Annotated in this window: 29 protein-coding genes and 1 pseudogene; 24 read left to right on the forward strand and 6 right to left on the reverse strand. The window is 44.0% G+C overall.

The window, feature by feature from the left end; all coding sequences use genetic code 11:
* Positions 1-338, reverse strand: a 338-nt coding sequence (locus tag ACQG03_RS23255) for a S24 family peptidase (RefSeq protein ID WP_032428144.1), incomplete at its 3' end; no start/stop codon positions are given.
* A gap of 2 nt (positions 339-340) precedes the next feature.
* Positions 341-580: a hypothetical protein gene (locus ACQG03_RS23260; protein WP_001549892.1), complete on the reverse strand. Its 240-nt coding sequence runs from the start codon at positions 578-580 to the stop codon at positions 341-343.
* Positions 581-681: 101 nt separating this feature from the next.
* On the opposite strand from ACQG03_RS23260, the gene ACQG03_RS23265 reads away from it, so the two are divergent.
* The gene (locus tag ACQG03_RS23265) at positions 682-1,902 is read left to right on the forward strand and encodes an ISL3-like element ISKox3 family transposase (protein WP_417645277.1); all 1,221 of its coding nucleotides are present in this window, start codon (positions 682-684) and stop codon (positions 1,900-1,902) included.
* An 88-nt stretch (positions 1,903-1,990) separates the two neighbouring features.
* On the opposite strand, the gene ACQG03_RS23270 is transcribed toward ACQG03_RS23265, so the two are convergent.
* Complete coding sequence (locus tag ACQG03_RS23270) at positions 1,991-2,653, reverse strand: recombinase family protein (RefSeq protein ID WP_001549893.1); 663 nt, start codon at positions 2,651-2,653, stop codon at positions 1,991-1,993.
* A 380-nt stretch (positions 2,654-3,033) separates the two neighbouring features.
* On the opposite strand from ACQG03_RS23270, the gene ACQG03_RS23275 reads away from it, so the two are divergent.
* The 4 genes from ACQG03_RS23275 (at position 3,034) to ACQG03_RS23290 (ending at position 4,917) form a co-directional block, all read left to right on the forward strand.
* Entirely contained in the window at positions 3,034-3,696 is a 663-nt protein-coding gene (locus tag ACQG03_RS23275; RefSeq protein WP_000516402.1) for a division plane positioning ATPase MipZ, read from the forward strand.
* Between the two features lie 99 nt (positions 3,697-3,795).
* Positions 3,796-4,080, forward strand: a complete 285-nt coding sequence (locus tag ACQG03_RS23280; protein WP_001185481.1) for a hypothetical protein — start codon at positions 3,796-3,798, stop codon at positions 4,078-4,080.
* A gap of 205 nt (positions 4,081-4,285) precedes the next feature.
* Positions 4,286-4,597 (forward strand): hypothetical protein, encoded by a 312-nt coding sequence (locus tag ACQG03_RS23285; RefSeq protein WP_000469598.1) that lies wholly within the window; start codon positions 4,286-4,288, stop codon positions 4,595-4,597.
* 35 nt (positions 4,598-4,632) lie between these two features.
* Positions 4,633-4,917 carry a hypothetical protein gene (locus tag ACQG03_RS23290; protein WP_001043731.1) on the forward strand — a complete coding sequence of 95 codons (285 nt, stop codon included), beginning with the start codon at positions 4,633-4,635 and terminating at the stop codon, positions 4,915-4,917.
* 20 nt (positions 4,918-4,937) lie between these two features.
* On the opposite strand, the gene ddp1 (ACQG03_RS23295) is transcribed toward ACQG03_RS23290, so the two are convergent.
* The 3 genes from ddp1 (ACQG03_RS23295) to ACQG03_RS23305 all read right to left on the reverse strand — a co-directional run bounded on the left by ddp1 (ACQG03_RS23295) (position 4,938) and on the right by ACQG03_RS23305 (position 6,944).
* Entirely contained in the window at positions 4,938-5,291 is a 354-nt protein-coding gene (ddp1, locus tag ACQG03_RS23295; protein ID WP_000877224.1) for a DNA distortion polypeptide 3, read from the reverse strand.
* Positions 5,292-5,478: 187 nt separating this feature from the next.
* Positions 5,479-5,922, reverse strand: a complete 444-nt coding sequence (locus tag ACQG03_RS23300; RefSeq protein WP_001074369.1) for a hypothetical protein — start codon at positions 5,920-5,922, stop codon at positions 5,479-5,481.
* A gap of 8 nt (positions 5,923-5,930) precedes the next feature.
* Positions 5,931-6,944: a replication initiation protein gene (locus tag ACQG03_RS23305; protein ID WP_001348704.1), complete on the reverse strand. Its 1,014-nt coding sequence runs from the start codon at positions 6,942-6,944 to the stop codon at positions 5,931-5,933.
* 610 nt (positions 6,945-7,554) lie between these two features.
* Between ACQG03_RS23305 and ACQG03_RS23310 the strand changes: the two are divergent.
* The 19 genes and pseudogenes from ACQG03_RS23310 to ACQG03_RS23400 all read left to right on the forward strand — a co-directional run.
* Positions 7,555-7,707: pseudogene (locus ACQG03_RS23310) on the forward strand (DNA-binding protein); the annotation flags it as partial.
* Between the two features lie 589 nt (positions 7,708-8,296).
* On the forward strand, positions 8,297-8,812 hold the full coding sequence (locus tag ACQG03_RS23315; RefSeq protein WP_001025390.1) for a DnaJ domain-containing protein: 516 nt from the start codon (positions 8,297-8,299) through the stop codon (positions 8,810-8,812).
* A 58-nt stretch (positions 8,813-8,870) separates the two neighbouring features.
* Positions 8,871-9,107 carry a hypothetical protein gene (locus ACQG03_RS23320; protein ID WP_000792381.1) on the forward strand — a complete coding sequence of 79 codons (237 nt, stop codon included), beginning with the start codon at positions 8,871-8,873 and terminating at the stop codon, positions 9,105-9,107.
* 59 nt (positions 9,108-9,166) lie between these two features.
* Positions 9,167-9,718, forward strand: coding sequence for a hypothetical protein (locus ACQG03_RS23325; protein ID WP_000662998.1), 552 nt, complete (start codon positions 9,167-9,169; stop codon positions 9,716-9,718).
* Between the two features lie 8 nt (positions 9,719-9,726).
* A complete protein-coding gene (locus tag ACQG03_RS23330; protein ID WP_001006717.1) occupies positions 9,727-9,996 on the forward strand; it encodes a hypothetical protein in 270 nt (89 codons plus the stop codon).
* Positions 9,986-10,228 carry a hypothetical protein gene (locus ACQG03_RS23335; RefSeq protein ID WP_000008707.1) on the forward strand — a complete coding sequence of 81 codons (243 nt, stop codon included), beginning with the start codon at positions 9,986-9,988 and terminating at the stop codon, positions 10,226-10,228. Before ACQG03_RS23330 ends, ACQG03_RS23335 begins: the two co-directional genes overlap by 11 nt.
* A gap of 93 nt (positions 10,229-10,321) precedes the next feature.
* Positions 10,322-10,660 carry a hypothetical protein gene (locus ACQG03_RS23340; protein ID WP_426726170.1) on the forward strand — a complete coding sequence of 113 codons (339 nt, stop codon included), beginning with the start codon at positions 10,322-10,324 and terminating at the stop codon, positions 10,658-10,660.
* 74 nt (positions 10,661-10,734) lie between these two features.
* A complete protein-coding gene (locus ACQG03_RS23345; RefSeq protein WP_000004083.1) occupies positions 10,735-10,899 on the forward strand; it encodes a hypothetical protein in 165 nt (54 codons plus the stop codon).
* Entirely contained in the window at positions 10,896-11,153 is a 258-nt protein-coding gene (locus ACQG03_RS23350) for a hypothetical protein (RefSeq protein WP_004199355.1), read from the forward strand. The genes ACQG03_RS23345 and ACQG03_RS23350 overlap by 4 nt, the downstream gene beginning before the upstream one ends.
* A 340-nt stretch (positions 11,154-11,493) precedes the next feature.
* Positions 11,494-12,039 (forward strand): DNA distortion polypeptide 1, encoded by a 546-nt coding sequence (gene ddp1, locus ACQG03_RS23355; RefSeq protein WP_001348698.1) that lies wholly within the window; start codon positions 11,494-11,496, stop codon positions 12,037-12,039.
* A gap of 2 nt (positions 12,040-12,041) precedes the next feature.
* Positions 12,042-13,202, forward strand: a complete 1,161-nt coding sequence (mobP1, locus tag ACQG03_RS23360) for a MobP1 family relaxase (protein ID WP_004199101.1) — start codon at positions 12,042-12,044, stop codon at positions 13,200-13,202.
* Between the two features lie 352 nt (positions 13,203-13,554).
* Entirely contained in the window at positions 13,555-14,064 is a 510-nt protein-coding gene (locus ACQG03_RS23365; protein WP_000455437.1) for a transcription termination/antitermination NusG family protein, read from the forward strand.
* Positions 14,015-14,251, forward strand: a complete 237-nt coding sequence (locus ACQG03_RS23370) for a hypothetical protein (protein ID WP_001348696.1) — start codon at positions 14,015-14,017, stop codon at positions 14,249-14,251. Before ACQG03_RS23365 ends, ACQG03_RS23370 begins: the two co-directional genes overlap by 50 nt.
* 45 nt (positions 14,252-14,296) lie before the next feature.
* Positions 14,297-14,941: a lytic transglycosylase domain-containing protein gene (locus ACQG03_RS23375; RefSeq protein ID WP_000953538.1), complete on the forward strand. Its 645-nt coding sequence runs from the start codon at positions 14,297-14,299 to the stop codon at positions 14,939-14,941.
* A complete protein-coding gene (locus ACQG03_RS23380; protein ID WP_000916156.1) occupies positions 14,925-15,215 on the forward strand; it encodes a TrbC/VirB2 family protein in 291 nt (96 codons plus the stop codon). Before ACQG03_RS23375 ends, ACQG03_RS23380 begins: the two co-directional genes overlap by 17 nt.
* Before the next feature lie 24 nt (positions 15,216-15,239).
* Positions 15,240-17,993 carry a VirB3 family type IV secretion system protein gene (locus ACQG03_RS23385; RefSeq protein ID WP_015060057.1) on the forward strand — a complete coding sequence of 918 codons (2,754 nt, stop codon included), beginning with the start codon at positions 15,240-15,242 and terminating at the stop codon, positions 17,991-17,993.
* Between the two features lie 9 nt (positions 17,994-18,002).
* Positions 18,003-18,773 (forward strand): type IV secretion system protein, encoded by a 771-nt coding sequence (locus ACQG03_RS23390; RefSeq protein WP_000716326.1) that lies wholly within the window; start codon positions 18,003-18,005, stop codon positions 18,771-18,773.
* Between the two features lie 9 nt (positions 18,774-18,782).
* On the forward strand, positions 18,783-19,040 hold the full coding sequence (locus ACQG03_RS23395) for an EexN family lipoprotein (RefSeq protein WP_000759841.1): 258 nt from the start codon (positions 18,783-18,785) through the stop codon (positions 19,038-19,040).
* A gap of 11 nt (positions 19,041-19,051) precedes the next feature.
* Positions 19,052-20,107: a type IV secretion system protein gene (locus ACQG03_RS23400; RefSeq protein WP_000235886.1), complete on the forward strand. Its 1,056-nt coding sequence runs from the start codon at positions 19,052-19,054 to the stop codon at positions 20,105-20,107.
* Positions 20,108-20,241 lie beyond the last annotated feature (134 nt).

Genomic DNA, 20,241 nt, shown 5'->3' on the forward strand with positions numbered 1-20,241 from the left:
ACAATGTGCGTAATGACCCCCCTGACCTCCAACCCGTCCTCATCGTCATCAGGTATAGCCCTGAAGTTATCCAGCTTATCGAGTTCCTGGAGACACCGCTTGGGGTGTAGTCGCAATCGCATGATCCTGAATTCTTGTTCCAGGACACAGAGCACCAAAGACCCGTCAACGGGCGTGCCCCCAAAATCTACTATGAGCAGCGCACCAGGCTTTATCCCTTCCCGGAAAGAGTAGGTATCACTTCGAAAAAAGAATACTCCCGGCGCTCCTGTATTACAGTGCTGATCGAGTGACAGCCTGTTTTCCTGGTAGTCGGTTGCTGGCGATGGAAAACCCATTTTTAACGGCCTCCGTTGGGGTTAAAAAGCATGAATGTCCGGTTCTCTCCTTCCTGAGTGGAAATGTCTTTAAAAACGGTCACGTAGGTTTCAATCCACTGATTTGCTTGGCGACAACTCCAGTGAAAATTAATCAGCGCAAGCTGGCTGACAAAGGCTTCTGTCGTAACTGTCTGACGACCGTTCGGCTCACGCTTAATGCTCGCACGCCAGGCTGAGTCAATTTCATAGTGTCTAGGCATGAAAAACCTCCGATCAATATAGCTGTATGCATATGGGTCTTCCCTTGTTGTGGTGGCTGAAGGCATGATAATGGTGTATTTAATCGCCAGAGGTCACCGCCATGGACGAAAAGTCCCTCTACGCTCATATTCTCAACCTGTCCGATCCGTGGCAGGTAAAGTCCCTTTCTCTCGATGAAAATGCCGGTTCTGTTACTGTCACTATTGAGATCGCTGAAAACACCCGGCTAGCCTGTCCGACCTGCGGTAAATCCTGTTCTGTTCACGATCACCGTCATCGTAAATGGCGCCATCTTGATACCTACCAGTTCACCACTATTGTTGAAGCCGATGTTCCACGAATTATGTGTCCGGAGCATGGCTGCCTGACGTTGCCTGTTCCGTGGGCTGGCCCCGGAAGCCGGTATACGTTGCTATTCGAATCGTTCGTTCTCTCATGGCTGAAAATCAGCACCGTTGATGCTGTCAGGAAGCAACTTAAGCTCAGTTGGAATGCGGTTGACGGCATTATGACCCGGGCAGTTAAGCGAGGTCTTGCCCGGATAAAAAAGCCATTATCCGCCCGTCATATGAATGTGGATGAGGTCGCCTTTAAAAAAGGACATCGTTACATAACGGTGATCTCCGATCGCGATGGTCGGGCGCTGGCCTTAACGGATGATCGCGGCACAGAGAGTCTTGCCGGCTATCTTCGCACGCTCACTGATGGGCAGTTGCTGGCTATCAAAACGCTCTCAATGGACATGAACGCGGGCTATATAAGAGCAGCGCGTATCCACTTACCCAGTGCGGTTGAGAAAATCGCCTTTGACCGCTTCCATGTGGCGAAGCAACTGGGCGAGGTAGTTGATAAAACCCGTCAGAATGAACATCCGCACCTCCCTGTTGAAAGCCGACACCAGGCAAAAGGAACCCGCTTCCTGTGGCAGTACAGCGATAAGTGGATGACCGAATCCCGGCAGGAAAAGCTGATGTGGCTGCGTGCACAGATGAAGCTGACGAGCCAGTGCTGGGCGCTGAAAGAGCTGGCAAAGGATATCTGGAACAGGCCATGGAGCGAGGAAAGACGGAGTGACTGGCAGAGATGGTTGGCGCTGGCGGCTAACAGTGACGTTCCCATGATGAAAAATGCCGCGAAAACGATAGGAAAAAGGCTGTACGGGATCCTGAATGCGATGCGACACAGTGTCTCAAACGGAAATGCGGAGGCACTTAACAGCAAGATCAGGCTGCTGAGGATAAAAGCCAGGGGATACCGAAACCGGGAGCGCTTTAAACTGGGGGTGATGTTCCACTACGGAAAGCTGAATATGGCGTTCTGAGCCTTCCCACCATGATCGGGGAAGACCCATGCATATACAGTATAAAGAATCAGTTTTATTCTTCAACACACTGTTTATTATGTTGTAACTACTCCCTACCTTCAGGTTCATGGTTCATTTTGTTAACGGTCTGTTGCTTCACAGCTTTGCTGATAGTCGCCCGGCTACAACCCAGCACTTTTTGAATCTGGCTCCAGGAGCTGCCGCTCGCAATCAGCCTGTTTATGGCGTCATAGCGAGACTGATTAACCTGGCGGCCTTTATACTTCCCTTCCCTTTTCGCCCTGGCGATCCCCTGCTGCTGCCGTTCCCGGCGCTGTTCATAGTCTCGCCTGGCGACGGCGGCCAGCATATCCAGCAACATATCGTTTATGGCCGAAAACATTCGGCTGTCAAAATCATTGTGACCCGATGCGAGCCAGGTTGTCGGAACGTTGACGGCCACAACCCGGATATCTTTCTGCCGGATCATTTTCTTCAGTGTGTTCCAGTCCTCCCCTACCAGGCGTGAAAGCCTGTCCACATCCTCTACCAGCAAGATATCGTTTTGCTGACAATCTTTCAGGAGCCGGAACAACTCAGGGCGTTCAAGCTTAGAACCTGATTCATTTTCAATGTAGTAGTTACAGATGCTCAGGCCGCGCTCGATGGCGAAGGTATTTATCGTGTCCAGGGCGCGTGTTGCATCCTGTTCAGTCGTGGATGCGCGTAAGTAAGCTCTGACAAAGCCTTTCGGTACTGTTTGAGTCATTATAGGGAACCAGTTCATTTTGAGTTAACCAGACACACCCATACAGTACCCATTTCAGTTGGTTCAGGGAAGGCACACTCAAAAAGAACCAGCAAACAGACCCCAGCCCTATAGTGACAACGTCACACTAAAAATTTACAACATAAAGATGATGTAAAGACACACCAAGATTTACACCATAAAGCGCACATAAAGACACAGCAACATTTACCATGTAAAGACACCATAAAGATAAATATATCTTTATTTGTGCTTTACATGGTAAAGCCATTGCATTATAAAGACACTGTAAAGACAAAAGTATCTTTACGAAAAACACACCATGTAAAGACATTCATATCTTTACATGAGCTTTACAACATAAAGAGAGGGATTCTGAAATGGGTAAAATCTTGCTTGTCGTATCAGATAAAGGTGGGGTAGGCAAAAGCACCTACGTGGCTAACACAGGCTCAATGCTGGTCAACAAAGGTAAGTCGGTAATTATCCTGAAGACAGATAAAAACCACGATCTGTTGAGCTGGAACGAAAAGCGGACAGATAACGGCTTACTCACTATCCCGGTTCACGCAGCTTACGGAAACGTCAGCAACGAAATTAAGCGCCTTAGTAAGCTGTGTGAAGTTCTCATTGTCGATTGCCCCGGCCACGACAGCCAGGAGTTCCGTAGCGCCCTGACAGTATCAGATATCGTGGTGACACTGGTTAAGCCGTCCTCTGATTTCGAAAGCGAAACACTGACCAGTGTTACAGAGAAAATCCGCACCGCTCAGAAAGCTAACGCAGCTCTGGAACCGTGGGTGCTGTTCACCAGAATCAACTCAGCGAAACCCCGCCACAGAAAAGCGGCCATTGATCTGGATAAATTACTGCGTTCGGACAACATCTGGATTCAACCTCTGAAAACCCGGATATCCGAGCTGGATGTGTATGAAAGCGCCTGTAATGAAGGGGCAGGGGTACATGACGTTAGCCGGGCATCGAGCCTTTCAACAGCGAAAGCACAGATTGAACTTGTGGCACAGGAAATTGGCATTTTATAGAAATATCAACAATATTCATCGAAATCTTTACATTGTAAATACACCATAAAGATACTATGATATTTACAATTAATGCATACCGTACAAGGGGAAATTTTCATGGCTTTAAAACTAAACCGCCCGAACATCGATGAATCTCAGCAACCAGCAACAAACGCAGAAACCGCGCGTTTTATCTCCGGCGCTACCAGAGCGCCTGTAGCGGGTAAACCAAAGTTGATGAACTTCAGACTGCCAGCGTACTTTGAGGAGATCCTGGAAGCGGAGGCGCAGAGAACAGGCCAGAGCAAGACAACCGTTCTAAAGGCAGCGCTGGCCGCATTCGATAACCTGGACGAGAACCTGAAAAACCACTGGCTGCTTGAATCTGCAAAATTAGGGTAGCGTTATGGCTAAGAAAAAGAGATATGTTGTGATGGTTAGAGATAAACCAAATACAGCGGCAATCAGCGATTATTAGCCTGGTTAGTATGGTTCGCTAACAGGCATAATAAGGCCGTTGCCTATGACTGCGGAGAATGGATTGTCGAACCATCACATTGGTTAAGAATTGGAAATCCAAAATAGAAAGAAACCTAAGGAAAGAAAAATGTTCATATTCAGATATATTAAAACTCTTATTAATATCTACTTGTTATACATCCAACCGATATTGGGGATGTTCCTTATAGGTATAGGCTTATGGGGGTTCTATGCACCTGATGAGGGAACTTGTACTAATCTCAATATTGAGTTATGCGCTGTATCAGCTATTGATGTTCTGAAGCCTGCTATTTTTGTATTTTTAGGCATTATTACCGTTGCCGGATGGTACTTTACCGAACTTCAGCCGAAGCTAAGGGGGGAGGGCAAGTATATGAAGGTAAAAACAGGTGTAAAACCGGAAGATTTCGTTAAGTAAAAACCGAGCCTAAAGACGTTAACCGTGGGGGATTTATGAATAAATCATGGCTTGAACAACAGGTGCAAAATGAAAAATTAAAAAAAGTACAGGAAGAGAAAAAAGATGGCACTATCCAAAAAGGATTGTACAGGGTTCGTATAAAAGACAAATACAGGTGGGATTTGTGGGAAAATGATTTCAGAGTTGTTATTGCTTATTCGAAAGATGATGCAGAGCTAAAATTTACAGAAATGACAGGTTTTAATGAGCATTACTATATAGAAAGCATTGAAAAAATAGTGCTTTCAGATATAGAAAAAATCTTACTGGAAAACTGAAAAGATAGTTATCCAGAGGTTTAGTTAAATAATGGCGTCAGTTTTTCAACCAGTAGCAGATCGCTTAAACCGTCTAAAGAAACAACTTCTATACCAGAATCAACAAGTGAATCAACTCCACATACTTCACCGAAGCCGATAACCATAATCGGCTTTCGGTCTATCAAATCAAAAATCACCAAAGGCAATATTACACTGTTAATCGCTTCAAACTCCTGAAAAAACATTTCAGAGCCGTATTCGCTGGCAGGAAAAAGAATCTCACTTAATCTCAAACCATAAAAAATATGGTAGTGTTCTTTAAGGTTATCCTTTAAAATATTAACAGCCTTAGAATATTTTTCGTTAATAAACTCTTTAACCTGATATTTCATAACTCTCTCCAACAAGAACCGACTGTAGGTCACCGGGCAAACGTTGCGGAATGGCGTCAGAGACGTCATTTTGCGGCGTTTGCCCTATCCTGCATCGCAGTGAAAAGAACTCGCCTCGTGCGCTATGATTAACCGATGATAAAAGGCTGAAAGAAGCACTGCAAGCCGACTGGATAACATTGTTGCTTCACGGCTGATCATCATTGGTTGCCTCAGTGCTAGTGTGCTTTGCATCAGGAACCAGAAGACGATACCACGGCATTTTTTTGTTAAGCAGCTCCATCAGGGGAGTGGCAAACAAACTCAATCCCCACAGCGTTACGATTACTGGAATCGTGAAATTTTGCGGCGTCCAGAACTGGCGCTCAAGGTGGAACCATGTAACAACACAGAGCATTCCACCAATCCAGAAAATAGCTTTACTGAAAGCCCCCAGGACTGCCAGAGAAATAACAGAGACTAAATGCAGTGCGCCAGCCGTAGCAAGACGTAGATAAAACCAGAACCATTTAGCGTGCCGGATAACCGGGTTACCGTTCGTTTCTCGCAATCGTTTTTTACGTTCCCGGATGATTTCTTTTTTCAGCTTACTTCGTTCGGCTCCCTGCGGAAACTCATATATTTTAGCCATGTTTTGCCTCACTTATTCTTTTTTGGTGGAACGACTTTGTCAAACTCCTCTAAAAATGCCATATCATCTTCCGAAAAGGATGAGGATTTTTCATTTATACTAAACTCAAATCTAAGCATGTGAGCCATTCTCCCTTTTTTCCCAACAACAGAGAAAGATAACTGATTTATTTCCGTTTTCTCAATTATCTCATTAATGCTTTTATTGATAACATCACGAACAAAAAATGAGTATTTAGGATACTTATATTTCTTCTCCCCTTCCTCAATAGTATAAAGTCCCATTTCCTCTTTTAAATCATCCACGGATATATCAAAAGATTTTTTTGAACTATTCTGACTGTAATATTTCCTAATGACTTGATAAAGGTTTGTTGAGTTTACACTGTTCAACAACACAACTGATTTCAATACCTGAGTGGTATATCTATTTTCAGAACCAATCAACTTAGAAAAATATCGCTTAGCTGTATTTGTGAATTTTATCCGTACAGTTGCAAGATGATCGTAATAGGCACAGAATTCTGTTAAGTTTAAATCCAAGCGATCAGGTATTTTATTCTTAGATGATAGTATCCCAAGTTCATCAGCCAAATTTTTTAAATCATCTCTGTTTAAAACTAACGTAGTTGAAGAAAGAACTTTAGCTCCCTCTTTCAGAGCTGCATAAGAGGCATATTTATCTAAAGAAGTAGCTTTTGAAAAAAAGTCAGCATCAACCTCCAAAATATCATCATCTAACATTTCCTTTGTATCAATCTGGCAAAGAGCCAGAAAAAGCACTCTTTTTGCTGAAAGGGAAAGGGATGCAAGAGTTACCCCAACTTCATTTCTATGTCTAACTTTCGTTAATCCCGTTACTGTCTTCACGATAAGCCTCATATAACCTTTCCTATGTAGGCAAATCATAACCCCACAAAGGTTGTAATTCAAGACAACAATACAACCTTTAATTAAAAAACCTCTCACCTTTAGATATGAAGATCTGAGGATCTTCATATCTAAAGATAGCAACAACCGCATGTTTCACTTGATGTTCAGTCAAACTGTGGAAACCGTTAAAAATCTTCTCACCTTACGTGAAAAATCCTCTCATCTTTAGTGAAAAATCTAACTACCTTAACTTAAAAATCTTCTCACCTTACGTGAAAAATCCTCTCACCTTACGTGAAAAATCCTCTCACCTTTAGCAATTTTTTTCCATAATTTTCAGGTAATTGAAGCGAGCTAAGTTTTTAAGTTTTTAAGATCAAGAAGAAAATATAAGGCTTTTAATGCACAGCGTCTGTGGATAACTCAGCATAAATCCAGAGGATAGATCCGTCTGGCCTCCCTGAGCACTGCACCACCAAAAATTGAGCAAATATTAACCTTAGCGCGTAAGTGCTCTATTGAAACCCCGTGGAAATTCCGCTTCCTCGCTCACTCGCGGGCTTCGCCCTGTCGTTCGGCTGCGGCGAGCGGTGTAATCTCTCTAAAAGATCCAGACGGGATCCTTTTCCGATCCAATTCTTAAATGCTCTCAAAAGCCCTCAGAGGCGTTTTAACCGCTTTAACCCGGTCATGGTTCAACGGAGCGGGTAAAATGCGCTTAGAACGTCATACAGCTCGTTTTTAACCTGATCCCTAATCAGGGGGTATAACAGAGGCGGCCAAAAAATCCGGCCTTGCTCGTCAGAGTATCTACCGCGCATTATCCCCGAACGGAAACCCGACCATCACAACACTTGCACAGCTTGCAGCAGTAGCCGGGTTACAGTTCACTCTCAGTAAGCCCAACCACTAACCTTTCAGACAAGCCCCTCATACCGGGGGGATTATTTCTTATGCCAGCAAAATTTCACGACCGGCGAGGATGGCCAAGTGTTTTTTGCTGGCAATTTTCGTGCAGCAGCTGGCGCCCGGATTCATTTTTTGCTGTCAGGCATCAATCGGTTTCAGCAACCCGCCCCGTAATTCGCTGCTAACGCATCTCATAACGCGCAGATACAGCGCCCCGCGCCAGTGTTTCACACTGACCCGGCGTACCGTTCGCAAGCTCACGCGCTAACTGCGACAGGCTAAACATCGTCTGATAGTCAGAAATTGGCCTGGCAGGGGTGAGGGGGGTTATCGCTCTCATTCGGGCTTGTTGGTTCGCCAGTCCTGGCGAACGTCTCCGGCGCGATGTTACGACAGCGCATTATGTAACTACAGTTCGCGCCTCTTTCGGAAATCCCTTCATGCGCGGTAAAGCAATATACATCTTTATGTAATCTTTACAATGTAAAGCATTAAAAATGATTCCATAACCATCATTTGATGGTATAATGAATTTGTTGGTTGGGAATGGTTCCCTGCCAGATTCCAGAAGCCCACACGGGCGGGAGCGAAAAATGAATATTCAGGAAGCATTAAACGTTTTTGGTTTATCCGGTGATCTGACTGAAAAGGACATCAAGGCGGCATACAAAAAAGCGGCTTTAAAATATCATCCAGACCGCAATCCATTGGGTGCCGAGCTGATGAAAGCAGTAAATGCTGCGTTTGATTTTCTCATGGCTAACATTGATAAAATCAATCAGTTTCAAAGCACTGATGAAAACGCACGTTACAACTACGGTGAAGATCTGGAAAAAGTTCTGAATACGCTTTCCGGCCTTACAGGGATTGTCTATGAAGTTATTGGTAATTGGGTCTGGATTAGCGGAGAAACTAAAGAACACAAAGACATTTTAAAGGAAATGGGCTGTAAGTGGGCATCTAAGAAAAAACAATGGTTTTACCGTCCTGAAGAACACAAAAGCCGCTGGAACCGTAAAGAACACAGCATTGAAGAAATTCGTGAAATGTATGGTACAGCGGGTAAACGTAAGGCGTCAGGCTGGACACGTGTAGAAGCAAGCGCATAACCGGAATGGGGGCGAAAGCCCCCTAGAACATGGCAAAGATTGATTCGGAGACACGTTGATGAAAAACAAGACCATAACGGAAGCGGAGCTGATAAACATTTTTGAAAGTTACGGAGCCTACATTTGCCCGGATGAGATCGAAGTTACAGCCAAAGAATGCAATGAAAATGGTTCAGTCTTGCACCGTGGCTTAAACGCAGAAGGATGGGCGCATCTTTTTGCGAAGGAAGAAGCATATCAGCAGGAATGCGAAGCCCAGGAAGCTGCAAGTGATGATGGACACTTTGATGAATAGTCTTAAAACTGCCGTAATTCGATTTACGGCTTTTTTATTGAGTTCAAAAGGCTGAATCGATGAAAGAACAGAAAAATTTCTTTGAACGGTATAAACCGGTGTTTGAAATCGTTTGTCGAATCCTGGGGAACGGCTGGCGTGTAAATCTGCTCGATGATTGCCAGTACAGGATTAAGCTAACCTCACCTGATTTTAAAAATTACTCTATACATATTCGAATGGAGAAAGGAAGGTTAGTTATCATTGGAAGCGTAGATAGTCGCAGCTGGAGAAGTCCTTACCATACTTGCACAGTATCGCCAGAGCGTAACCCTGTAGAAATCGCCGCCGATATTGAAAAGAAAATCCTGTCGGATGCTTTAGATAATGTAGATATGGCGCGAGAGTATGAACAACAGTTACAGCAAAAACGCGAGAAAAAACTGATCCTGAAAGGAATGCTATCTCGTTTAGTGCATCTTGAAAGCTGGCATGGGACATTGACCGGGTTTAAAGTTGAGAATGGGTTAGATGGTAACGTATCAGAACGGGGCGACGGATATGAAATGGTAATTCGTGGCCTGAGTGTAGATCAGCTCATAAAGGTAGCGGGGTTTATTAAACAGCTATGAGGCAAAAAATGAATGAAGTCCTGAGCGACAGGAAAAACAAAGGTAATGTAACATACAGGATTGTTGTGTCTGAAGATGCAACACGTTTGTTTATTGAACTTGAAAAACTGATGAAGGTACGCTCTAAAGAAGCGGATAAAAAAACAACTAAAAAGATTGTTTTCCAAAAATCATTTTATTACGAAGAATTCTCGAACGTTAAAGATGAAATTGATGATCCAATTTTATTGAAATTCTATACAGATACTATTGTGAAGGTACAAAATCATGAGTTTTAAGCCAACACCTGAAGAGGTGAAACAAGCACGTATTAAAGCTGGCTTTACGCAGCAGGAAGCCGCTGAACGGTTTGGTTTTACGTTATCAGCCTGGCAAGCCAAAGAAACATCCGGTAAAACGTCTCGTGGTTTAGCCGCTGGTACGTATGAATTACTTTTGCTCCTGGCTGATGAACATCCAGATTACCAGCTCGTTAAGAGAGAAAAAAATCAGGATAAAGTGACTAAATAAATTGCATTACCATCATATGATGGTATAATTTATTTGTAGGTCGGGAATAGTTCCTTACCATGATCCAGTAGCCCAAACGGGCGGGAGACTAAAATGAACACGTATGTTATCACTTTCCAGGCTTTAAACACTAAGAAAGAAAAAATCACCTGCTCTGCTTTTGTCCATTCAGAAACTCTCTTCCTTGTCGTTCATTCTTTCGAAGATAAAAATCGCGGTCGTGGTTATGTTATCACGTCTGTTAGTGAATTGTTGTCCGAGGAACTGACGGCGAAAAATTCCCTCAAGAAAAATATTAACTTTTGGTTTAATGAGTGTGGTTTAAGTAAATCTGAGGTTATAAACGAAGTAATTAACTGGAAGAATTTCGCATATACCCTTAAAGAACTGGAGGAAGCCAAAAATGAAGCGATAAGAGAACTGCGGAGTTAATCAATTAGGGGTGGTATCAGGTTGTGGAGGCAACCTGATACCGTGACACTCAATTCCCTCGCGAGGAATATAAAATGTCGGAACGCATGTTATCAGCAATACAGACTGTTGAAAAGGGTGGGCGTCCGGTTTTTCCCTTGATGCCATTCTCTGCTTTTCCTGAGTACATGGCATTACTCAGAAAAGCCCTGGAAAAGAAAGAAACAAAAGCACTGATAGAAAAACAGGAGGTGCTATGAAAAAACAGGAGTTTTTAGATTTTATCAGTGCAGAACAGAGGCGGGGAGCTGTCCGGTTTTCGCTGGGATTTAACAGCAAAGGGGAAATTGTATTGCACTGGACTAACGAGGCCGGGTTAAGAGTCTGGAGTATACTAAGCGGTAACAGGGGAAAAAGTCCCAGCCGGGCAAACCGGGAAAGAATGAGTAACCTCCGCCGCTGGCTCCATGATGCCCGGCAGGGCATGGAAGGCGACACACCAGAGGCAGAATAAAATTCCCGTTCCTGAATCGCCGAAGCCCTCCCGTTTACGGGAGGTGCTTTTTTTGTATATTCCGTAAAACAGCGCTCGCGCCCCCTGCCAGGCCATTCGCGTAGCGAATTTATTTCCGCCCAAGTTAGCCGCGAATCCGTTGTCTCCGGTCGCAGACGCACCAGATCACAGCCACGATAGCCTTTCATTTTTTGCATTTCGATGGACGCTGAAGCACAATTTATGTGTGGAGGTAGTTCACTGCGATGCAGGATAGGGCAAACGCCGCAAAATGACGTCTCTGACGCCATTCCGCAACGTTTGCCCGGTGACCTACAGTCGGTTCTTGTTGGAGAGTTTTATGAAAAAAGTTCAATTCAGGATTGAAGAAAGCCAACATGATGATCTACTTGATTGTCTTAAAACACTTTATCCAGATGAACCGGGTTTAACCGTGGCAAAAGGAATGAAGCTGCTTGCCAATGCTTTACTGAAAAGCAAGGTTAAAAATGAAGATGTTAATGTGTCAAAAGACAATGATGATTTTATCAAAACCACAATGTATTTGACAGGGAAACAAAGAACTTTAATAGAGAAAGCGGCTCATCGTCATGGCTGGAATTTATCCAGAGAATGTCGTTATCGAATCCAGACGACACTTGAAAATGAACTTGATTTTTTCGATCAGGAACTTCTGGTGATGAATCGTTGCCGTAATGCAATAGATAAAATAGGGCGAAACTTTCATTATATTATCGTTAATGATAATGCCAGAGTACTTGATAAAGATGGGTTCTATCAGGACGCTGAGCGGTTGAGTTCAGAGATAATGAGTCTCAAAAGTGAGTTTGAAAACTACATTATGTTATGCAAAGGGCGAACTGTTTCTAACAAGGTTGAGGTGTAATCATGGGCGTTTATGTTGACAAGGAATTCAGGGTTAAGCGTAAGTCCTCTGAAGCTGGCCGCAAGTCTGCTTTCGCCCATAAAGTTAAAAATGGTGGTAAAAACTATCAACGCAACGTTCAGGAACGTATCAACCGCAAGGGTGCCAGTAAGGAGGTTGTTGTCAAAATCTCAGGAGGTGCGATTACCCGGCAGGGAGTTCGAAACAGTATTGACTATATGAGCCGGGAGTCAGAGCTGCCAGTGATGAGTGAAAGCGGTCAGGTATGGAAAGGTGATGAGATTCAGGAGGCTAAAGAGCACATGATAGATCGTGCTAATGACCCTCAAAATGTTTTCGATGATAAAGGTAAGGAAAATAAAAAAGTAACCCAAAATATTGTGTTTTCACCGCCTGTATCAGCAAAGGTAAAACCTGAAGATCTGCTTGAGTCTGTCAGGAAAACGATGAACAAGAAGTACCCAAATCATCGTTTTGTGCTTGGCTATCATAACGACAAAAAAGAACATCCACACGTGCATGTCGTTTTTCGTATTCGTGATAATGACGGTAAACGAGCTGATATCAGGAAAAAAGATTTACGGGAAATTCGTACAGGTTTTTGTGAAGAGCTGAAGATGAAGGGCTATGACGTTAAAGCCACTCATAAGCAGCAGCATGGACTTAACCAGTCTATTAAAGATGCGCACAAAACAGCGCCAAAACGACAGAAGGGCGTTTATGAGGTTGTTGATGTTGGCTACGACCATTATCAGAACGATAAAACCAAACCAAAGCAGCATTTCATAAAGCTTAAGACACTGAACAAGGGCGTGGAGAAAACATATTGGGGGGCTGATTTTGGTGAGTTAACCACTCGCGAGAACGTTAAGAAAGGTGATCTTGTTAAGCTGAAGAAGTTAGGACAAAAGGAGGTGAAAATCCCTGCACTTGATAAGAACGGTGTACAGCATGGCTGGAAGACTGCACACAGGAATGAGTGGCAGCTAGAGAACCTGGGGGTTAAGGGCATAGACAGAATCTCTTCATCCAGTAAAGAGCTGGTGCTGAACAGCGCGGAGATGATTAAGAAACAGCAACTCCAGATGAGAAATTTCTCGCAAATAAAACAGTCGATGATTCAAAGCGAACAGAAAGTGAAAATCGGAATTCGTTTAGGATAATTCATACTCTCCGGTAACTTATTGATTAAGATCGATTTATTTATCTTGTTAGCAGAGTTTTTGTAAAAAGTAACTAGCGGTAAAAAATTTAGTTAACTTGACTATAAAATAAGCGCATGGTGATCAATCGATCTGCTTTTTTGTTATCAAATAGCATATGTATCTAGATATAAATAAAATACAAGCACAAACAAAATGAAATGTGTCGTAAATGCGATCTAAAGATCTGCTTGTGTGGTTGAACGCAGCACATGTAGCTGATAAAGTTTTTATGAGATGTAAATTTGTCCTTTTGTTTTTTTTCTCTGATTCGGGGTCATCCGAGTCGAGAGAGCGCCTGAAAGGAAAAACTATGGAATGGTATGTTTTGCAATTCACCACTACGAGATTTGCAGCAGTTTTTGCTCATCTCGAACGCCTGAACTTCTCTTACTTCTGTCCTATGGAGACTGAAAGGTATCGTCGCCCGGATAAGATAATTTCATATCGAGAAAGACGTTTGCCGCTTTTTCCCGGTTATCTTTTTATCCAGGCAGATTTTGAAGAGGTTCATTCCACTACAATAACTGCTATCCCTTACGTACAACGCTTTATCTCATTTGGCGGTGAGCCTTTACCTGTACCAGAAGATGTGATGGCGGAGCTTTTGTACAGACAATCACATACAACAGCTCAGGCAAATCTTTTAAGGAAATCAATTCCACACGATTTTGCTGAAATTCTACTCATGGATAATCCGCAGCAAAGAAGTATGGCTTTCATCCACTACATCACAGAGAGAAGCTTAACCCACAAAATGAAACGGAAGAAAAATGACTGCTACCCGAAAAAAAACCGCAACGAGACGCAAGCCCCAACGTAATACACTCTACCTGCCCTCAGCTTCTCGTGAGGAACTGGATAAAATTGCTCTGGAGATTGGCTATCGCAGGGGGCGACGTATTTCAAGCTCTGGTGTTGTCCAGTACCTCATAAAAAAATATTCCAGCCAGGCTATTGAGGAGCTGATAAACGAAGACGATGAAGACGATGACGACTTCGATGACTAACCATTCAGTCTAAACTTTCCGCGCTGTTCTGGCCGGGAGAAAATCATGTTATCTACTACTGCTTTTGCGGCGCTTGCTTTGCAATGCGCGGCCAGCGTTCATCCCGATACTGCGCATGAAGTTGCAAGGGTTGAATCTGGTTTTAACCCATATGCTATTGCCGAGATAATACCGAAGGTTGAACGTAAGCCCGGTGACAAAGGCGTAGTGTCCTACTTTCCCAAAACTAAGGAGGCTGCACTCCAGATCGTAAATCAAATTGAATCACGAAATCATCGTTACTCAGTCGGTCTTATGCAAATAACGAGTACGAATTTTGCAAACTTCAATACAACCGCTGAGAAAATGTTTGACCCCTGCGAAAATCTCAAGGTTTCAGAGCAAATTTTGGTGGATTGTTATAAACGTGGTGGCGATATTTTACGTGGCCTGAGTTGCTATTATTCCGGCAATCCAGAAACAGGAACTAAACCTGAATCAGATTTTAATAACACCAGTTATATACAGCGCATAGGGTTTAATCCGCCTGATAACAAAAAAAACTGGGTGGTTCCTTCAGTTAAAGATGCAATCAGAAAGGAGAATGTAACACAGAGTATCAAACCTAAAGAAGTTACCGTATATCCCCAATATGCCATGCGTGGCACTGTTTTAGATGAAAAGGAAACAAACGATGTTAAAACTCAATAAACGTTATTTAACTCTTTCTGTATTTATGGCTGCATTGATGCTTTGTGTAGCAGAACCCGCCTTTGCTGATGATGTATCCACTAAAACAACTGGCTTCTTGCAGAAGATTATCGATTTTCTGACGGATATCCGTAAGCCAGCAATCACCATCATTGCGCTGGTAATTGGTTATATCGCTATCTTCTCACGCCAGCATGCAGCGTGGATTACGCCTTTAATTATCGGGATTATCATCTTTATTGTTGCGCCATATCTGCCTGACTGGTTAGCGTAATATGTAATAAAAGGGGGCGTAAAAATGAGTACCGTTTTTAAAGGGCTGACACGCCCCGCTTTGATTAGGGGGCTGGGCGTTCCGCTCTACCCCTTTCTTGGAATGTGCGTTATCTGCGTTTTGCTTGGTGTCTGGATTCATGAGGCTATGTATGCCCTCATCCTCCCTGGCTGGTATGCCATCAAGCGAGTTACGAAGATAGATGAACGCTTTTTTGACCTGCTTTATCTGCGAATGCAAATCAAAGGTAATCCTCTGGCAAACAAGCGCTTCAATGCCGTCCATTATGCGGGGAGTTCGTACGACGCAGTCGATATATCGAAAGTGGACAATTTTATGAAGCTTAAAGACCAGTCTTCTCTTGAAGAGTTAATCCCGTATTCATCACACATCACTGATAACCTCATTGTTACCAGAAACCATGATCTACTGGCGACCTGGCAGATTGACGGAGCTTATTTTGAATGTGTAGATGAAGCGGATCTAGCCTTGCTTACTGACCAGCTCAATACGCTGATACGTAGTTTTGATGGGAAACCCGTTACCTTTTATACGCATCGTATTCGGGTTAGAAAAGAAGTGCGACCTGTATTTGACAGCAAGATCCCATTCGTCAACAGAGTGATGAACGATTATTACGAATCGCTTTCGGCGGCTGAGTATTTTGAAAACAAATTATACTTAACCGTATGCTATAAACCGTTCAGCGCTGAAGATAAAGTGACGCATTTTCTTTCAAGGAAAAAGGGTAATAAAAATATCTTCGAAGAACCCATTAATGATATGAATGAAATATGTGGCAGATTGAGCACCTATCTCTCCCGGTTTCATTCCCGTCGTCTTGGGTTATATGAAGAAAATAATATAGTTTATTCAGAACAGCTTACGCTGTTCCAGAAACTGCTATCCGGGCGCTGGCAGAAAGTCAGAGTCACCAATAGTCCGTTTTATACATACCTGGGTGGTAAAGACCTGTTCTTTGGTAACGATGCTGGACAAATCACTGCCTCTGACCATGCCCGGTACTTTCGTTGCATCGAGATCAAGGACTACTTTCAGGAAACGGATGCCGGAATTTTTGATGCACTGATGTATCTCCCGGTTGAGTATGTACAGACTTCCTCTTTAACTCCGATAGACAAGCAGTCTGCAATCAAGGCGCTGGATGATCAGATCGACAAACTCGAAATGACCGATGATGCCGCTAAATCCTTGCTCGCTGATTTGAAAGTTGGTCTCGATATGGTCTCCAGCGGCTATATTTCTTTCGGGAAAAGTCACCAGACACTGATTGTTTACGCAGATTCGCCGGAGCGTCTGGTGAAGGACACCAATATTGTAACGACGACCCTGGAGGATTTAGGGCTGATCGTAACCTATTCAACCTTGAGTCTTGGCGCAGCGTATTTTGCTCAGTTACCTGGTAACTACACGTTACGGCCACGCCTGAGTTCTATCAGCAGTCTGAACTTTGCCGAAATGGAAAGCTTCCATAATTTCTTTACGGGCAAGGAGAAAGGAAATACCTGGGGTAACAACCTTATCACCCTGGGCGGCTCAGGAAATGATATTTATAACCTGAACTATCACATGACTACCGAGCATCAAAATTACTTCGGTAAAAACCCCACGCTGGGGCATACCGAAATTCTTGGTACGTCAAACGTGGGTAAAACGGTAGTGATGATGACTAAGGCTTTCGCCGCCCAGCAGTTCGGAACGCCGGAGTCTTTTCCACCTGAGAGGAAATTAAAGAAGTTAACTACAGTATTTTTCGACAAAGATCGGGCAGCGGAACCCGGTATACGTTCAATGGGAGGTGCTTACTTTCGGGTGAAAGAAGGAGAGCCGACTGGCTGGAACCCTGCGGCTTTGCCACCAACCAAACGAAATATTTCCTTTATGAAAGACCTGGTGAGGCTACTTTGTACGCTTAACAGTGAGCCGCTTGATGATTACCAGAACCGCCTGATTTCTGATGCCGTTGAGCGCCTGATGCAGAGGTCAAACCGCTCTTATCCGATCAGTAAGTTGCGACCACTCATTCTGGAGCCTGATGATACTGAAACCCGGCGGCATGGGCTTAAAGCACGCCTGAATGCCTGGGTGCAGGGAGGGGAATTTGGCTGGGTGTTTGATAACCCGGACGATACGTTTGATGTGGACAACCTGGACGTTTTCGGTATAGACGGAACGGAGTTTCTGGATAACAAAGTACTTTCCAGCGCCGCTTCATTCTATCTCATCTACCGTGTCACCATGCTGGCTGATGGCCGCCGACTCCTTATCTACATGGATGAGTTCTGGCAATGGATTAACAACGAAGCGTTCAGAGATTTTGTTTATAACAAACTCAAAACCGCGCGTAAGCTGGATATGGTGCTTGTCGTAGCGACACAATCGCCGGATGAACTAATTAAATCACCTATCGCGGCTGCCGTTCGTGAGCAGTGCGCAACACATATTTATCTGGCGAACCCCAAAGCGAAACGTAGTGAGTACGTAGACGAGTTGGAAGTGAGAGAACTTTATTTTGACAAAATTAAAGCCATTGACCCGTTATCTCGTCAGTTCCTGGTCGTCAAAAACCCACAGAGGAAGGGGGAAAGTGATGATTTTGCGGCTTTCGCAAGACTGGATTTGGGAAAAGCGGCGTATTACCTACCGGTTCTCAGCGCATCGAAACCCCAGCTTGAACTGTTCGATGAAATCTGGAAAGAGGGTATGAAGCCGGAAGAGTGGCTTGATACCTATCTGGAACGTGCAAACCTGATTTAAGGAATCCCTATGAAAAAGCATATCGTTGCGGCACTTATCGCCTCTGTTACGGTTATTTCTGGTGCTCAGGCTGGTGTTCCCGTTGCCATTGATGCAAACCCTGAATGGGCTGTCGAAGCGCAGCGCTGGACAGAACGCCTCAAACAGTGGCAGGACACCGTGAACCACTACCAGAAACAGATTAATGCCTATAAGCAGGAGCTGCTGACCAAAACGGGCATTCGTGATGTTCAGGGACTGGTGCAGTCTGCGCAATCTGTCAGTAAGGAGCTGGAGAATATTTACGACCAGGGGAACTCCTTCATTGATGATTACATTAAGAACCCGGAAGCCACCCTGTCTGAGCAAGCCAGATCACTACTGGCCGATTATAAGGTGACAAACACCTGTAAGGGGCTGGGATATACGGGCGACCTGGTGCGGGGCTGTGAAGCCTCGTTCCTGTCCCAACTGGCGGGGATCGAGTACGGCAATAAGCTGGAAAGTAAACTGCGTGAAGATAATCAGGAAATGGCCGACCTTATCGACCAGGTGAAGAACGCCCAGGACACGAAAGCCACGCAGGACGCGACAAACGCTGTATCTCTGGCAAGCCTGAAATTTAACAAGCTCAAATTTCAGTATGAAATGTATCGCGATAAGCAGCGCGATCTTGCAGAATACAAGGAGAAAATGTTACAGGCTGCTTTCCAGGAGAAACAATTAGGGGCTGTTAATAAAGAAACTCCAGTTGTTGATTATAAGGCAGCATTTGAGCAGCAGAGTTATGAAATGAACTGAGGGGGCATTTTGAAAAAATATGGATTAGTTGCGGCGTTGGGGCTTACATTCTTTCTTACCGGGTGTGAAGAGGTTAAATCTGTAGACTGGTGGCAGTCTCACGTAGACGATGCAACGAAAAAAGTAGCTGAATGCAAAAAGTCTGGGAGTGATAGCGAAAATTGTAAAAACGCTAAGGAAGGTTTGTTTAGGTATAAGCAATTACATCCTAAGCATGTTGACTATAAAGATGCATTCAAAAATGTATTGGGTAAAGATGGAAGTTAAAAGGAGCCACTATGGCAACTTCTAGGTATTTCCAGGCCGCTCATGACGTTATTGTTAAAACTCTTGACCAGTCTTTGACTGGTCAGTTAGATAACTTTTCTTCAATAGCGTCTCAGTTGGGTAAGTATGGTATTTCCATTTATATATTGTGGTATGCTTATACCACAATAGTTGGGAAGCAAAAAACCGCAGTGCAGGATTTTTTATGGAATCTATGTCGATTCTGGTTAATTCTTGTTTTTGTCAAAAATATGGGGGGGTGGTTAGATAGTGCAACTCAGGCCATTGATGGGCTGAAGGAAACATTTGCAGGAGGTGATCCTTGGAAATGGGTTGACGAGCTTTGGGAGAAAGTTCAGCAGGTAGCTGCATATCTTATGTCCAAAGATACTTCGAAGTATGTGAAAACAGATGGGGCAATCGCATCTTTATTAACATATGCTGGAGGGATAATTGCATTATTGCTAACTTCAATAGTTTATCTCGCCGCCGAAGTTACTATTAAGATACTTACTATTACCGCGCCGTTGTTTATTATTTGTCTTTCATTTGGTTTTTTAAGGCAGATGTTTAATAGCTGGCTTCAGTTAATATTTAGCTCATGCTTCATATTCTTGTTTTGTGGACTGGCAATTAAAGCGGGAATGACGTTCCTTAATGGCATTCTGACAATCTCGATAGCTAACGCAGATGAATTAAATCTGATATCAACAGGTGCTCAGGCCGGGGTTGCAGGTGCATTTATGGCCTGGATTATCTGGCAAGCCAAAACCTATGCTTCCCAGCTCGCAGGGGTAGGTGTTGAAGGCGCGATGCAAGGGGCAGCCGCAATGGGGATTGGTGCTGGCGTGTTCGGCGCTTCCCGTATGGGGCGTAATCTGCTTGGTATGGGTAAAAATGCAGGGATTGGCGCATGGAAAGGCGTTCGCCGTCAGGATGGAGGGTTCAACCAGTCTCCTGGTGTATCCGGTAAGTTGGGGAATCTGACCGGGCAGGGCGTTAATATTGGCGCTAAGAGGCTTCGCCAGGCTGCGATAGATGCGGCGAAAAAGAAATATGGAGGTTAACCGATTTATTATTTAAATCTGTCAACTCTGAGTATTCCGCAGTAAATATTCACTCCTCTATTTAGGTTCTCACATTATGAAACTACTTATCACGGCTATCGTGACGCTTTGCCTTGTCGGATGCCAGGCGTCAC

Source organism: Enterobacter cloacae complex sp. 342H5, assembly GCF_050030905.1.
GTDB classification, from domain to species: Bacteria; Pseudomonadota; Gammaproteobacteria; order Enterobacterales; family Enterobacteriaceae; genus Enterobacter; species Enterobacter intestinihominis.